Below are 13715 nucleotides of genomic sequence, written 5' to 3'. Positions count from 1 at the left end.
GCCAGTGCTAGCTTTTCGTACCGTCACTTATTGCACTGAAAACGAGGAGACCCCACGTCCAGTGTGGCCGGACCGACGAAACGGGCGTCGCCGACGATGACCTCCGTGTTTTTCAGACCGCGCATCCAGCTTTCGACGCCCTCGCGGGACTTCGCGACGATCGTGTCCTTGCGCGCTATGACGCGGGCCATGTCCACGCGCAGGCCCTCAATGTCGAATCCAAACTCAGCGCCTCTCTGTGCGAGACGGATGGCGCGTGCGCTGGCAACCAACGTCTTCGTCGGCACGCACCCCACGTTGACGCAGGTGCCGCCAAAGTGATGGCGCTCAATCACCGCGGTCTTCAGCCCTTCGCGGCTGCAGCGTGCGGCAATGGCCGGCCCGGCCTGGCCTGCGCCCACGATGATGGCGTCGAAGACTTCAGTGTTCATGTTGGCGTTCCCAGCGTTGTATATCGGTTGTCACAGCCTCGGCTCGTTTGGCTGCTCTCTGACGCCGCGAACCGCGGTCACCGGCGAACAGAGCACTACCAAACGAGCGGCATCAATTTGTCAGCAATCTCTATAGCTGGCTTGCTGAGGGTTTCTAGCATGCTAGCGGGGCCCGCTTGCTGGATGAAGTGCATTTTTGAGTAGGTACACTGAAGCTCAGTGTCCCGCCACACCGACTCCGGCAACGCAACTGAACGACACAAGGCACGAGGAAGAGAACGAGCACCCCGACAATCGTTGATTGCAACAGTTGAAGCGTGATAACGTAAAAAAGGCCTCAGAGGCGGACTGCAAGTGGAGCACGACGCTGCTTTGCCGGCTCAAAAAGTGCTGGGAGGGCGAGTTGTTGGCAACAAACTGGAGCGGATCAGAACCTCTGCTTCACACCAGCTTGTTTCATGATCTCGTTAGCTGTGTGCCTAAAACGACCTCAACGATCACCCATGAACAAGGACTAAGTCAATAGAGTGCTTACAGCAAGGATGCTCATCTGCAAATGAAGCGTCGGCGCCACCAAAGCCAAGTACCGCTGACGCCCATCCATATGAGCGCCACGCCAGACAGCAGGGTCATCAGCCAGGTTGCCCGACCACCCAGCTCACCGATGTGCAGGGGATAGATCCATGAGTAGGCTCGGGTCCCGGTATCGAGTTCGTTCCAGCGGTGAACGGCCAGCACTTGCAGCGTCTCAGGATGCATCCATACCGACGTCAATCCGTTGGGATGTGGGTCGTCTGGGACGCGATAGCGGATGCGTACTGGTTGGGTTCCACTGGCTGGTACCTGCGCGTAACCCACCTTGCCGTCGGGCACGAGCTTGCTAGCCGCATCCATCGCTTCATCAATTGTTCCGCGGGATTGACCAACAGGTTCTGCTATGACGGGGGGTCTCACGGGCGTGCTGCCTGCCACTGCCGATACCCCCGCAGAGATCGGACGCCACACCATGTAGACCCCCGTCACAATGCTCATGAGTACAAGAAGCCCCATGAGTGCACCGACCACCCTGTGGAGATCAAACAAGGACCTTGTGAAACCGAAACCTGTCTGCACCTTCAGTGCGTTGCGCCACCACTTCGGCCACCAGAGCGTCAGGCCGGTGGCCAGAAGCAGGATATACCCGAGCGCACTCATAGCCAAAGCGGATCGGCCAATTTGATTAGCCAGCAGGGTGCTGTGCAGCGCGAATACTGTGTTGAAAAAGCCTTCGGTCTGGCCCAAGCGACCCCTCTCTTTGCCGGTGGCCGGATCGAAGAAGACCGTCCCTTTCCACGGTCCCGAGACAAAGACGTGCAATGTCTCTCCAGGTTCTCGTGGCGGGCGGAAGGTAAAGCTTGCGTCATTACCGAATTCTGTACGCAATTTTTCGAGCACCGGATCTAACTTGCCATCACCGACCTCTTGCGCGCGGTACAGAGTGGGTCGAAGGGCCTCGTCGATCGGTTCTCCCAGGATCAACAAGATGCCGGTGGTGGCCGAAATGAGGAGCAGCATGCCCAGGCTCAACCCCACCCAGCGGTGGAGCTTGAGCCACAGGCGCCGCAGACGTACCGCAGCCATGGGTCAGAACGCGAAAGTGGCGGCCACGCGCAACGTGCGCGGCAATCCTGCCGACAGGAAATTGCCGCCTGTGCCAACCCAATAATCGCGGTTGGTCGCGTTGTCCAGATTCGCTTGGAGCGTGACGGGACTATTGCCCCATTTGGTGGCGTAACGCGTGCCCAAGGATACGGTGGTGTAGGCCGGAACATATCCCTGGTTGAGGTTGTTCACGGCACGTTTGCCCACGAAGTACACACCACCGTTAAGCGACCAGCCCGGCACCGAAGCGATTCGATATTCACCGAAGAGACTGAAGGTGCTGCGCGCGGTGTTCTCCGGCGTCTTGCCCAGCTCGTTGGCGTTGAAGGCGCTCACGCTGGTGATTTCGGCATCGAGAAAGACAGCCGAGGCCAGCAGCGACCACTGGCGGCTGATCTCACCACCGACCGATACCTCCAGACCCCTGTAGGTGCTCTCCCCGCCCAGTACGTCGCGGTTGTTACCGTCCACCGTTACCAACGGGCGGCTGATGTCGAATAACGCGGCTTGCGCCTGAATGCCACCCGCCAGGCGAGTCTTGATGCCCAGTTCGCGCTGCTTGTTCACAGCCGGCGGCAAGACCTCGCCAACGTTGGTGCGGCCGAAGCGCGCGGTTCCCCCCTCATCCAGTGCTTCGAGATAGCTTCCGTAAATGGAGACATCGCTGCTGGGCTTGTAGATGACGGACAGGTTTGGCGAGGTTTCGTCGTACTTGAAGGTAGGACCAGTGCCTGTCTGACTGCTGTAGTTGCCGCGCCGAACGCCCGCAAGCACCTGCCACTGGTCTCCCAGACGTATGCGGTCGAACACATAAAGGCCGCGATCGTTGACGCGGCTGCGCGCGGCTGGCGTCCAGGTGCCTGCTGCCACGGGATTGATCACTCGAGGGTTGTAGTAGTTCTGTGAGATGCCGCTCACTGTGGGCGCGCCTTCGCCTTTGAAGCGGCGTGCATTGGAGGTAAAGCCGAACGTCAGTTCGTGTGAGACATCGCCAGTCTGCAGAGCTCCAACCAGTTCAGCGCGGGCGTTGGTGTTGGCGAAGCGCTGATTGCGTTGGTAGAACACGTTGAGGCTGGACGCGCCCGTGGTCAGATCGTTGATCGCCAGGGTGGAGAAATTGCGATCCCGAGTTGTCTCGGCATGGCCGGCTTCCAGCGTGAGTGCCCAGGTGTCGTCCAGGTTGATGTCCGAACGCAGCAGCACGTTGGTGGCCTCAGCGTCATAGCGCTGCCATTGGCCCGCGTGATTGAGGCGGTTGTCCACCGGCTCAGGCACACCTTGAGCGGAATTGAAGACGATCGTGGCTGGCTCGCTTACGTTCTTGCGGTAATGCTCCAAGTCAAGCTTGAGGGTCGCGTCGCGGCTGATGCGTAAATCGTGAGCAAGTGAGAACAGGCTGCGGCTGCCTTCGAACGTGGACACACCTACCTCCTGCGTGCCGGCTGCAACGTTCAACCGAATGCCTTTTTCGTCACCCTCGCCATAGCGACGGCTGAGGTCTACATGGGCGCCAACTGCACCGTGGTCGTTAATGGAAGTGGTGACCGTGGTCAGCGGCTGCGCAGTTGGGCGCTTGGTGACCAGGTTGACGATGCCCGACGGTGGCACAAGGCCGTAATAGAGCGATGCCGCGCCTTTGAGCACTTCCACGCGCTCCTTGTTTTCCAGAGGTGTGTCGATCAGGTTGACGATAGGCAGCGAACCGTTGAGCCGGTAATTGCGCTGGTTGTCCACCAGCAAACCTCGAATGGCGATGTTGTCGTACGTGGCGTTGCCGATCTGGGCGTGCGATACACCGGCTGTGTTGCGCAGTGCGCCGTACAGAGTGGTGGAGCCTTGGGCCTCAATCACTTCGCGGGTGATGGCCTGGTTGGTCAGAGGCACATCCAAGGGGTCCTGGTCGCGGAAGGTTCCCACCTGGATGCTGCTGCTCGTGAAAGCCCTGCTCTCCCCGGCACGCACTTCAACTTGCGGAAGTGTGGAGGTGTTGCTTTGCGCCCAGGCAGGTGCTGCCACCATGCAGCTTACAAGGCTGGCCAAGGCAATCGGGCGAAGGGTTGCGGTCGGGCGGGTTCGTTGCATGGATGTGTCTCTCTTGGGAAAAGAAGGGTGGTGAAAAAGCGCTTTTGGGCGTGTCATCACTAAAGCCCCGCAAATCTTACAAGGAATACGAACCATTCCTATTCGCGTCGTAGAATTGCCCCCATGTCACCTCACCTCAGTAGCCCGCAGGCAAACCTCACACAAGCCGTTGCCGAACATCAGGTTTCTTCGCAAAGCCTGATAGTCCGAGCTCGCCGCGATCGGTAAGCGACACCTATGAGTCGTCACGCAAGGCCGTCTGTGCAAAGTAGGTGTGAGCAAGCCATCGAGGGGCTGGTGTGCAGCGCGGGCCGTTCCCTGACGGCCCTGGACGTGTATCGCCTGCTGATGGACAGCGACCGAGCGGTAAGCCTGTCCAATGTGCGGCGCTGTCTGCACAAGCTTGCTACCGAGGGACGAATTCACCGCGTGAGGTTGCAGCGCACTGGTAGGTGCATCTACAGATCCCCCACGCATCACGGCGAGAGGCTCAAGGATGCATCGATTGCCGCGGCGTTTGCAGGGGACCAGCAGGCCGTTTTGCCCACTACACGCGACAGAAATTCCCAAGAACTCGACTCATAATATGTAAATGCGTCTTATTTGCATCAATTTAGCCTCAACCTCAGCCACCGAAACGGAGTTTTCCATGCTCATGAAATCAGCCATCGCCGCCGCCGTCCTGGGTCTAGCCCTCCATGCGCACGCCCAGACCGCCGTCTCACCCGCCAGCGTCGTCAGTCAGTACGCCACGTTGGTACACGCCAATTACGAAGACACCCTCAGTGGTGCGCAAAAACTGCAGCAAGCCGTCAAGGCGTTCACCGCTACACCCTCACAAGCCACGCTGGACACAGCGCGCAAGGCGTGGCTGGATGCGCGTGAAGCGTATGGACAGACCGAAGCCTTCCGCTTCTATGGCGGCCCCATCGACAACGACAACGGCCCCGAAGGTCAGCTAAACGCCTGGCCCATGGACGAGTCCTATGTGGACTACATCGACGGCAAGAAGACCGCCGGTATCGTCAACAACCGCAAGCAGGCCATCACGAAAAAAGGGTTGGCATCTCTGAACGAAAAAGGTGGCGAAGAAAACGTGGCCACCGGCTGGCATGCCATCGAATTCATGCTGTGGGGTCAGGACCTGTCGGAAACGGCACCTGGCAACCGCAGCTTTGAGGACTTTGTGGATGGCAAGGCACCCAACGCCGACCGCCGCCGCCAGTACCTCAACGTGGTGTCCGAACTGTTGATCGACGACCTGAACAAGCTGGTGAAGGCGTGGGCACCGGGTGCCAAAAACAACTACCGCGCCAAGTTCGAGAAAGGCGGCAACGAGTCGTTGCGCAAGATGTTCGTGGCCATGGGATCGCTCTCGCGCGGTGAACTCGCCGGCGAACGCCTGGAAGTGGCCCTGGCCAGCCAGGACCAGGAAGACGAGCACAGCTGCTTCTCGGACAACACGCACCGCGATGCGGTGACCAACGCCAAGGGCATCGAGAACGTCTGGTTGGGCCGCTATGTGCGTGCGGACGGCAGCACGCTGCAGGGCCCGGGCCTGCGCGACCTGGTCGCCGCCAAGGACTCGGCGCTGGCGCAAAAGACCTCGCAACAAATTCGCACCTCGGTGCAGGCGGCCGAGGCGATTCCCGCACCGTTCGACCGCGCCATCGTGGTCGGCTCTGCAGGGCGGCCCAAGATCGAAGCGACCATTGCCAGCCTGACCGCGCAGAGCAGCGACATCGTGGCCGCCGCAGCGGCCGTGGGCATCGCCAAGCTGGCCCTGGTGCAGCCGTGAGGCGCGCGGCCCTCGTGGCCGCGGTGGTGACGGTCGCCACCGCGGCTGCTGTGATGCAGGCGCACGGCCAGGCCGCGCCAGCGGTTGCCGATGCGCTGGGCGCCGACCTGCTTGGTGAAAAAACCGGAGGAGACACCACGGTGTGGGCCTCCGGGCGCAATGCCTTCTCGTTTCCCGCCGCCAACCTGCCCGATGCCGAGCGCACGCGCTTCGTCATCGGCAACTCGTTCTTCAAACGCAACTGGGTGGAGAGCCCGGCCAGCACCACCGCTCGCGATGGGCTGGGCCCCAACTTTCTCGCACGCTCGTGCGGCGCCTGCCATTTGTTTGACGGACGGGGAGAACCACCACCTTGGCAACGCGGCTTGTCGGATCAGGAGCCGTTGGCCTTGCTGATGCGCCTCTCGATTCCGGGCACCGATGATCACGGTGGACCCAAACCCCACGCCATCTACGGAGACCAGATCAACACGGCAGCCGTGCAGGGCGTCAAGCCCGAGGCCCGTGTGCGCTTGCGTTGGGACGCCGTCCAAGGCCGCTTTGCCGATGGCACGCCTTACACGCTGCAGCGTCCGGAATACGTGATCGACCGGCTCGCCTATGGCCCCTTGGGCAAGGGTGCCATGTTCAGCCCGCGCATCGCGCCCCAAGTCGTTGGGCTCGGACTGCTTGAAGCCATCCCCGAGAGCGAGATCCTGGCCAATGCCCAAGCCCAGGCGAGCTTGCCTGGCCCCATCAAGGGTCAGCCCAACAAGGTCTGGGATGTGTTTGCTCAGCGCGAGATGATCGGACGCTTTGGCTGGAAGGCCAACGTGGCCACGTTGGCGCACCAGACAGCGGGTGCGTTCCATGGCGACATCGGCATCACCTCCACCCAGTTCCCAGCGGAGAACTGCACGCCCACCCAGAAAGACTGTCTGCAGGCACCCAACGGCTCCGACGACGGACAACCCGAAATCGAGGACCGCGTTCTCGAGGACGTGGTGTTTTACCAGGCCGCTCTGGCGCCACCGGCGCGGCGCAACGCCGGCGATGCACAGGTACTGCGCGGCCAGCAACTGTTTGCCCAGGCCCAGTGCGCGGTCTGTCATCGGCCGTCATACAAGACCAACAAAGGCCCCTTCCCCCGTCTCAGCAGCCAGTCCTTGAATGGACAGACCATCTGGCCCTACACCGACCTGATGCTGCACGACATGGGTGATGCGCTGGCCGATGGCCGATTCGATTTCCTGGCCAACGGCCGGCAATGGAAAACACCCGCCCTGTGGGGCGTAGGCCTGATCAAAGATGTCAACGGCCACACCCGACTGCTGCACGACGGACGCGCCGAAGGCGTGATGGAGGCGATCCTGTGGCACGGAGGAGAGGCTGAGCAGAGCAAACAGCAGGTGCTGCGCCTGTCGCGTGACGAGAGAGAAGCCTTGGTGAAATTTGTGGAGAGTTTGTGAGTATGTCCCCCGCCAAGATCATTTTGAGCATGACATTGCTCGCCCTGGCACCGGCCTTGGCCCAATCTCCGGTGCCTTTCTACCAGTCGGCCGACGCGGTATCTGGCATGTACAGGAGTCACTCCGCACCCTTGGCAGGCGCATTTGCCGAACATGCGCCCCAACTGGTTCAAGCGCTGCAGAAACATTGCGCTGGCCCTTCCGCGTTGGGAGTTGCTCGCGCCGCGTGGAGCCGCACCATGCTGGCTTGGGAGGGCCTTGCAGCCGTCGCTGTCGGACCGCTGATCGAGAGGCGTTCGCAGCGCAGCATCGACTTCCAACCAATGCGACCGGATTTGCTGCGTCGAATGCTGGCACGCGCGCCGCGTACGCAAGAAGACATGGTACGGGTAGGAGCACCGGCCAAGGGCCTTCCGGCCATTGAACACCTGCTGTGGGTCGATCCGGTCAGCCCCGGCACGCCTGCCTGTACTTACGCCCTTCTGGCGGCGCAGGAGGTTCAGCTAGAAGCGCAATCGTTGCGCACGGTATTTGACACTTTGACGAGGGATCCTCCCGAAGGGGAAGAGTCAGCCAAGGCGTTCGCCGAGTTCATCAATCAGTGGCTCGGCGGTCTGGAGCGCCTGCGCTGGTCTGGCCTTGAAAAGCCTCTGCGCGAGGCGGCGACCAGGCAAGCGGCCCCTGACTTCTCGCGAGCACACAGCGGCCAGACCCGCGTTGCGTGGATTGCAAGCTGGTCTGCACTGCGAGCGCTCGCAGTGCAGGTCAATGGCGGCTCCGCGCCTGTGCCAGGTCTGGCAGCGGCGCCGATTGAGACTTATCTGCGTGGTCGTGGGCAGCTCGCGCTTGCCGACCGCTGGCGTGATCGAGTGATGCAATCAGATGCAGCAATGCAGCGCGCGGACCCAAGCGACGCGAGGAGTGTGGAAGTCGCAGCCGGTGCTCTCAAGTCATTGAACGCCCTGATGCAGGCAGAAGTGGCACAGGCGCTGGAAGTGAGCATCGGATTCTCAAGCTCAGATGGCGACTGAACGCCTGACTCGTCGCGACGCCATTGCGCTGCTTGGTGCGATGCTGTTGCCGGCGCTGAGCCCCGCACACGACGAGGACATTGAATCGACACGTTTGCTCGCCAGTTGGCTGCATGAAGCTCGCCACGAAGTTGGCTTCCTCGCTCTGACGAGAGAGGGGACCCACATCTTTCAGCGCATAGAGTTGCCTACACGTGCCCATGGCTTGTGCAACGGACTCGATGGCTCGGTGCTTGTGGTTGCTCGGCGCCCAGGGGACTGGTTGTTGCGCTGGTACCCCAACAGTGGAAAGACTTTGTGGCACTGGGTCAATGATGACCGGCAACTCAACGGACACGTTGTGACGTCTCCTGAGGGAAGTCACATCTGGACTACCGAGACTGACCTCGCCGATGCCCAAGGTCACATCGGTGTGCGCGACGCAAAGACCCTCAAGAAAGTGACCGAGTGGCGTACGCACGGCATGGACCCTCACGCCATGCTGGTGTTGCCTCGCTCGATGGGAGCCGTACCAGCAGGTGCTTTGATGGTGGCCAACGGCGGCATCCGTACCCACAGCGAAACGGGTCGCAGCCACCGCGATATCTCCAGCATGGACTCTTCACTGGTTGCGCTGCATCCGGAGAACGGCACATTGCTGGGCCAATGGCGTCTCGACGACCCGCGTCTGGGCATTCGGCACCTGACGTTCGATAAAGTCAACGGTATTCTCGGGGTCGCTTTGCAAGCAGAACACGAAGATGCAGTTCTACGAAACTCGGCACCCTTGCTGGCAACGTGGGATGGGTACCTGCTCAGGTCTGCGCCGGCGATGGCCAATTCGCTGGGTTATGGCGGCGATATCTGTGCACGAGACGGCGGTGGATTTTGGTTGAGTGCCACACGTGCCCACGAACTCATTGGAACAGATGCAGCAGGCGCTGTGGTTGAACGAATTGCGCTTCGCGAAGCCTGCGCGCTCCAAGCCGATGGCGGCCGTTTTTGGGCAGCAGGAAGTGAACAAACTGTTTCCGGTGATTCCAAACGTAGAGCTCAAACGACAGTTCACATCGACAATCATTGGACTCTTTCGACAGTTGGGGGTGACTGAGTTATTCGATCGGCGCCAAATAGCCAAAAGAATTTCATGCTGTCTGCCTTGAGCGAAACGACCTGCACACCGAGATAATTGATTGAACCGACACTAGGCGACCGACGAAGATCAAAGTCGGCTATTCCCATGAGGCTGCCTCGTCAGTCCAATGTAAGCTAAGTCGGGTTTCTCAGTCTTGCGTTCGCGGCTGTTGTCTCGTCAATCACAGCCAACTAGGGGTGTCGGAGTGACCTTCTAAGCAGGGTCTATGCAGGTGTTTCGTGGTGAACTTCAATCGTGGCGTGCACGACTTCTTCGTGCACGGCCAGCAGATGGCGCAGGGTGGCTGGCGTGAGGTGGGGCATGTGGGTGGCCACCACGATGGCGCAGGCGTAGGCTTCGCGGCCAACACGCCAGACGTGCAGGTCGGTGAGGGTGACGGTGCCCTCAGGTCCGGCGGCTTCGATCACTTCGCGAATCTCGTCCACCACCGGGTGGTCCATTTCCCGGTCCAGCAAGACCGCGCTGGTCTCGACAATCAGGCCCTTGGCCCACCAGGCCACCAGGCACGCCCCCACGATGCCCATCACCGGGTCCAGCCACGACCACCCCAGCCACCAGCCGCCAGCCAGCGCTGCAATGGCCAGCACCGAGGTGGTCGCATCGGCCACCACATGCAGGTAAGCGGCCCGCAGGTTCAGATCGTCGTGTGCGGGTCCTCCGTGATGGTGGCCGTGCTCGTGGTGACCGTGCGCCGCATGCTCATGACCGTGACCGTGACCGTGGTGGTGCGCCTTGCCCAGGATCACCGCGCACACGATGTTCACCAGCAGACCCAGCACCGCCACCGCCATGGCCTCCTGGTAACGGATGGTCTGCGGTTCAAGGATGCGCTCCACCGACGCCACCACCATGAAGGCCGCCACACCCAGCAGGAACAAGGCGCTGGCAAACCCACCCAGCACTTCAATCTTCCAGGTGCCGAAAGCAAAGCGGCGGTCTTGGGCGTAATGCCGTGCCGCTGCGTAGGCCAAGGCGCTCACGCCCAGCGCGACAAAGTGGGAGCTCATGTGCCAGCCGTCGGCCAGCAACGCCATAGAGTTGAACCACCAGCCCGCGGCGATCTCGACCAGCATCGTTGCAGCGGTGATCCACATCACAGCGCGAGTTCCGCGTTCGGCGACTTCGTTGCCGTGGTGGAAGTGGTGGTGATGCCGCAAGGCGGCCACGGAAGTGTTGGTGGAGGATGAAGACATGGCTGTGTTTTCTGAATTTGGGCAAGTCTAGCCAAGGCGTGCTTGCGGGGTAGCGCTTCTTACTGGGCATAACCACTGCACCAGTGTTTGAAATGGTTACTTCACATTCTGTAAGCTACATTTCAAACCATGTGGTCCGTTCTTTTTCTCACCTTGCCCACCCAGCCCACCGCCGTGCGGCTGCGTGTCTGGCGCTCACTCAAGGCACTGGGTTGCCCGCTGTTGCGTGACGGCGCCTACCTGCTGCCGCAGGATCGGGAAGAGCGCTTCAAGCCCGTGGTCGATGAGGTCCGCCAGCATGGCGGCTCGGCCCAGGTGATGTGGCTCACACCCAGCGACGAAGTCCAGCGCGACGAGGTTCTCGCCCTTTTCGACCGCAGTGCTGCGTACGAGCAGTGGCGCAAGACCCTGGACGGCTGGCTGGTCGCACTTCCCGCAACCGCTGAGACCGAGGCACGCCGTCAGTGGCGCGCCATCGAGCAGGCGCTGCGCGACATTCAGGCCATCGATCACTACCCCGGTGAAGCCACGCTGCAGGCCGACGCGGCCCTGTCCGATGCGCGAGCGGCGCTGGACACTCGCTTCTCGCACAACGAACCCCGTGCAAAGGCCGACCAAGGCATCCCCCGACTGGATGCGCGCAAGTTCCAGGGCAAACGTTGGGCGACTCGCGCCCGCCCGTGGGTGGACCGACTGGCCAGCGCCTGGCTGATCCGCCGCTTCATTGACCAACAAGCGCAGTTCGTCTGGCTGCAGGACGTGGCATCTGTCCCTCGCGGTGCGTTGGGTTTCGATTTCGACGGCGCGCGTTTCACCCATGTGGGTACACGCGTCACGTTCGAGGTGCTGCTGGCCAGCTTCGGGTTGGAGCAAGACACCCGGCTGAGTCGACTGGGTGCGGTCGTGCATTACCTGGACGCGGGCGGCATTCCTGCGCCCGAGGCCGGTGGACTGGAAGCCGTGCTGGCCGGTCTTCGCGCGCTGCACGCCGACGACAACACCCTGCTGGACGCGGCCTGCACCGTGTTCGACGCCCTGTTCGCCAATCCCGGCAACTCCAGCCCACCAACACGACCATGAACCGGCCCGACCCCGTCTCTTTCACCGAAGCCCTGCGCTTCTGGCTCAAGCTCGGCTTCATCAGCTTCGGCGGTCCGGCCGGGCAGATCGCGATCATGCACACCGAACTGGTGGAGCGGCGGCGCTGGATCAGCGAGAACCGTTTCCTGCACGCGCTCAATTACTGCATGCTGCTGCCCGGCCCCGAGGCCCAGCAGCTGGCCACCTACATCGGTTGGCTGATGCACCGCGGCTGGGGCGGCATCGTCGCGGGTGCCTTGTTCGTGCTGCCCTCGCTCTTCATCCTGATCGCACTCTCGTGGATCTACCTGGTCTTTGGCGACGTGCCGGTGGTGGCGGGCCTGTTCTACGGCATCAAGCCTGCGGTCACCGCGCTGGTGCTGCACGCCGCCCACCGCATCGGCACGCGAGCGCTCAAGAACCGCTGGATGTGGGGCATTGCAGCCGCGTCGTTCGTGGCCATCTTCGCGTTCGACACACCGTTCCCCGCCATCGTCGCGGCCGCCGGGTTGATCGGCTGGCTGGGGTCCAAACGCTGGCCGCAGGTGTTTGCATTGGGCGGTGGGCACGGCGGGGCGATCAAAGGGTACGGCCCGGCGCTGATCGACGACGACACCCCCACACCGGAACACGCGAAGTTCAACACCGGCCGGTTGGTGCGCGTGCTGGCCGTGGGCCTGGTGCTCTGGCTGCTGGGCATGGGCACCCTGGTGGTCTGGCAGGGCTGGGACGCCACGCTGGCGCAGATGGGCTGGTTCTTCACCAAGGCCGCGCTGCTGACCTTCGGTGGCGCCTACGCGGTGTTGCCCTACGTGTACCAGGGCGCGGTGGAGACCTTTCAGTGGCTCAGCGGTCCGCAGATGATCGACGGCCTGGCGCTGGGCGAAACCACACCCGGTCCGCTGATCATGGTGGTGGCGTTTGTCGGCTTCGTGGGGGGCTGGAACCAGGCCGTGCTGGGGCCGGACGCGTTGTTCGCCGGCGCGGCACTGGCGGCCACGGTGGTCACCTTCTTCACCTTCCTGCCGTCCTTCGTGTTCATCCTCGCAGGCGGCCCGCTGGTGGAGGCCACCCACGGCAAGCTGGGCTTCACCGCGCCGCTCTCGGCCATCACGGCGGCGGTGGTCGGCGTCATCCTCAACCTGGCGCTGTTCTTCGCGTACCACGTGTGGTGGCCGCAAGGCTTTGCGGGTGCCTTCGATGCCGTCTCGGCCGCGATCACCGTGGCCGCTGCGGTAGCGCTGTTCCGCTTCAAGACCGGCGTGCTTCCCCTGCTCGGCGCCTGTGCGGCTGCCGGGTTGGCTTTCACCCTGCTGCGCTGAGATGACCCCATTGAACTTGAAGTAGTTGACGACGCAGCCAAACCACCTCCCCGCACGCGATGATGTTCAAGCCTTCGTACCGGACAGCAGTTTGCCGAGATCAATGGCGCACTTTCTAATCAAGTCGGGTGGAATGCGCGGTGACAATGGATTCGTTCGCGAGCTCCCATGATAAGAACGTTTAAATAATCGTTGCGTCGTGTCGAGCTTCGTTGAGTGCAAGTCACCTCGGAGTGATTTTTTGTACACAGACCTTGGGCACGCCCAAGGTCTGTGAAGGCGCCGAGGCGCCAATGATCACGATTGCAAGCACTTCACGGCCTTGCAAGGCGCTTGCAGCACCTTTGGTGCAATCGAGAATCCACTTCTTCCCCTGCCCATCCACTAGAACGGGCTGCGGGAAGTTGGCAGTACCCTCAATGCCAATCCGTCCAGAAAGCTCGAACGAGGACGATGTCGCTTGGGCTGCACACCCAGACAGAGCCCAGACTGAAGCAAGCAAAACGGTTGTGATCTTCACCTCTGCACTGCAGATGGTCATGTTTGATCGTTTC

At 61.7% G+C, this 13715-nt stretch carries 10 protein-coding genes and 1 pseudogene; 6 read left to right on the top strand and 5 right to left on the bottom strand.

The annotated features are described in order from the left end of the window. Positions 1 to 77: 77 nt before the first annotated feature. The 3 genes and pseudogenes from IV113_RS11455 to IV113_RS11445 form a co-directional block, all read right to left on the bottom strand. Positions 78 to 431 (bottom strand): annotated as a pseudogene (locus IV113_RS11455) (FAD-dependent oxidoreductase); the annotation flags it as partial. Positions 432 to 977: 546 nt separating this feature from the next. Beyond that, complete coding sequence (locus tag IV113_RS11450; RefSeq protein ID WP_291084699.1) at positions 978 to 2051, bottom strand: PepSY-associated TM helix domain-containing protein; 1074 nt, start codon at positions 2049 to 2051, stop codon at positions 978 to 980. A gap of 3 nt (positions 2052 to 2054) precedes the next feature. Then, positions 2055 to 4154 carry a TonB-dependent siderophore receptor gene (locus tag IV113_RS11445; RefSeq protein WP_291084697.1) on the bottom strand — a complete coding sequence of 700 codons (2100 nt, stop codon included), beginning with the start codon at positions 4152 to 4154 and terminating at the stop codon, positions 2055 to 2057. Positions 4155 to 4809: 655 nt separating this feature from the next. On the opposite strand from IV113_RS11445, the gene IV113_RS11440 reads away from it, so the two are divergent. From IV113_RS11440 to IV113_RS11425, 4 genes are read left to right on the top strand one after another with little or no spacing between them, the layout of a single operon-like run. Further along, the gene (locus IV113_RS11440; protein ID WP_291084724.1) at positions 4810 to 5952 is read left to right on the top strand and encodes an imelysin family protein; all 1143 of its coding nucleotides are present in this window, start codon (positions 4810 to 4812) and stop codon (positions 5950 to 5952) included. Positions 5953 to 6005: 53 nt separating this feature from the next. Continuing rightward, positions 6006 to 7400, top strand: a complete 1395-nt coding sequence (locus IV113_RS11435) for a di-heme oxidoredictase family protein (protein WP_291084721.1) — start codon at positions 6006 to 6008, stop codon at positions 7398 to 7400. A 2-nt stretch (positions 7401 to 7402) separates the two neighbouring features. After that, the gene (locus tag IV113_RS11430; RefSeq protein WP_291084694.1) at positions 7403 to 8431 is read left to right on the top strand and encodes an imelysin family protein; all 1029 of its coding nucleotides are present in this window, start codon (positions 7403 to 7405) and stop codon (positions 8429 to 8431) included. Further along, complete coding sequence (locus IV113_RS11425; protein WP_291084692.1) at positions 8421 to 9521, top strand: DUF1513 domain-containing protein; 1101 nt, start codon at positions 8421 to 8423, stop codon at positions 9519 to 9521. The genes IV113_RS11430 and IV113_RS11425 overlap by 11 nt, the downstream gene beginning before the upstream one ends. 248 nt (positions 9522 to 9769) lie before the next feature. Here the strand turns inward: IV113_RS11425 and dmeF are convergent, their stop codons facing one another. Next, on the bottom strand, positions 9770 to 10759 hold the full coding sequence (gene dmeF / locus IV113_RS11420; protein WP_291084689.1) for a CDF family Co(II)/Ni(II) efflux transporter DmeF: 990 nt from the start codon (positions 10757 to 10759) through the stop codon (positions 9770 to 9772). 129 nt (positions 10760 to 10888) lie between these two features. On the opposite strand from dmeF, the gene IV113_RS11415 reads away from it, so the two are divergent. Together IV113_RS11415 and chrA are read left to right on the top strand one after the other, a co-directional pair. Continuing rightward, on the top strand, positions 10889 to 11839 hold the full coding sequence (locus tag IV113_RS11415; RefSeq protein WP_291084686.1) for a chromate resistance protein ChrB domain-containing protein: 951 nt from the start codon (positions 10889 to 10891) through the stop codon (positions 11837 to 11839). Next, positions 11836 to 13161 carry a chromate efflux transporter gene (gene chrA / locus IV113_RS11410; RefSeq protein WP_291084683.1) on the top strand — a complete coding sequence of 442 codons (1326 nt, stop codon included), beginning with the start codon at positions 11836 to 11838 and terminating at the stop codon, positions 13159 to 13161. Before IV113_RS11415 ends, chrA begins: the two co-directional genes overlap by 4 nt. Before the next feature lie 223 nt (positions 13162 to 13384). Here the strand turns inward: chrA and IV113_RS11405 are convergent, their stop codons facing one another. Next, positions 13385 to 13702 (bottom strand): hypothetical protein, encoded by a 318-nt coding sequence (locus IV113_RS11405; RefSeq protein WP_291084680.1) that lies wholly within the window; start codon positions 13700 to 13702, stop codon positions 13385 to 13387. Positions 13703 to 13715: the final 13 nt, after the last annotated feature.

Origin of the sequence: Hydrogenophaga sp. (assembly GCF_018780385.1) — a bacterium.
Lineage (GTDB): Bacteria > Pseudomonadota > Gammaproteobacteria > Burkholderiales > Burkholderiaceae_C > Hydrogenophaga.
This window is presented reverse-complemented; position numbering and strand designations above follow the sequence as displayed.

Excerpts from the sequence above, each read along its gene's own strand:
- IV113_RS11450 (WP_291084699.1), bottom strand. The coding sequence starts at position 2,051 with ATGGCTGCGGTACGTCTGCGGCGCCTGTGGCTCAAGCTCCACCGCTGG.
- IV113_RS11435 (WP_291084721.1), top strand. The coding sequence starts at position 6,006 with ATGCAGGCGCACGGCCAGGCCGCGCCAGCGGTTGCCGATGCGCTGGGC.
- IV113_RS11405 (WP_291084680.1), bottom strand. The coding sequence starts at position 13,702 with ATGACCATCTGCAGTGCAGAGGTGAAGATCACAACCGTTTTGCTTGCT.
- IV113_RS11430 (WP_291084694.1), top strand. The coding sequence starts at position 7,403 with ATGTCCCCCGCCAAGATCATTTTGAGCATGACATTGCTCGCCCTGGCA.
- IV113_RS11440 (WP_291084724.1), top strand. The coding sequence starts at position 4,810 with ATGAAATCAGCCATCGCCGCCGCCGTCCTGGGTCTAGCCCTCCATGCG.
- IV113_RS11415 (WP_291084686.1), top strand. The coding sequence starts at position 10,889 with ATGTGGTCCGTTCTTTTTCTCACCTTGCCCACCCAGCCCACCGCCGTG.
- dmeF (WP_291084689.1), bottom strand. The coding sequence starts at position 10,759 with ATGTCTTCATCCTCCACCAACACTTCCGTGGCCGCCTTGCGGCATCAC.
- IV113_RS11445 (WP_291084697.1), bottom strand. The coding sequence starts at position 4,154 with ATGCAACGAACCCGCCCGACCGCAACCCTTCGCCCGATTGCCTTGGCC.
- IV113_RS11425 (WP_291084692.1), top strand. The coding sequence starts at position 8,421 with ATGGCGACTGAACGCCTGACTCGTCGCGACGCCATTGCGCTGCTTGGT.
- chrA (WP_291084683.1), top strand. The coding sequence starts at position 11,836 with ATGAACCGGCCCGACCCCGTCTCTTTCACCGAAGCCCTGCGCTTCTGG.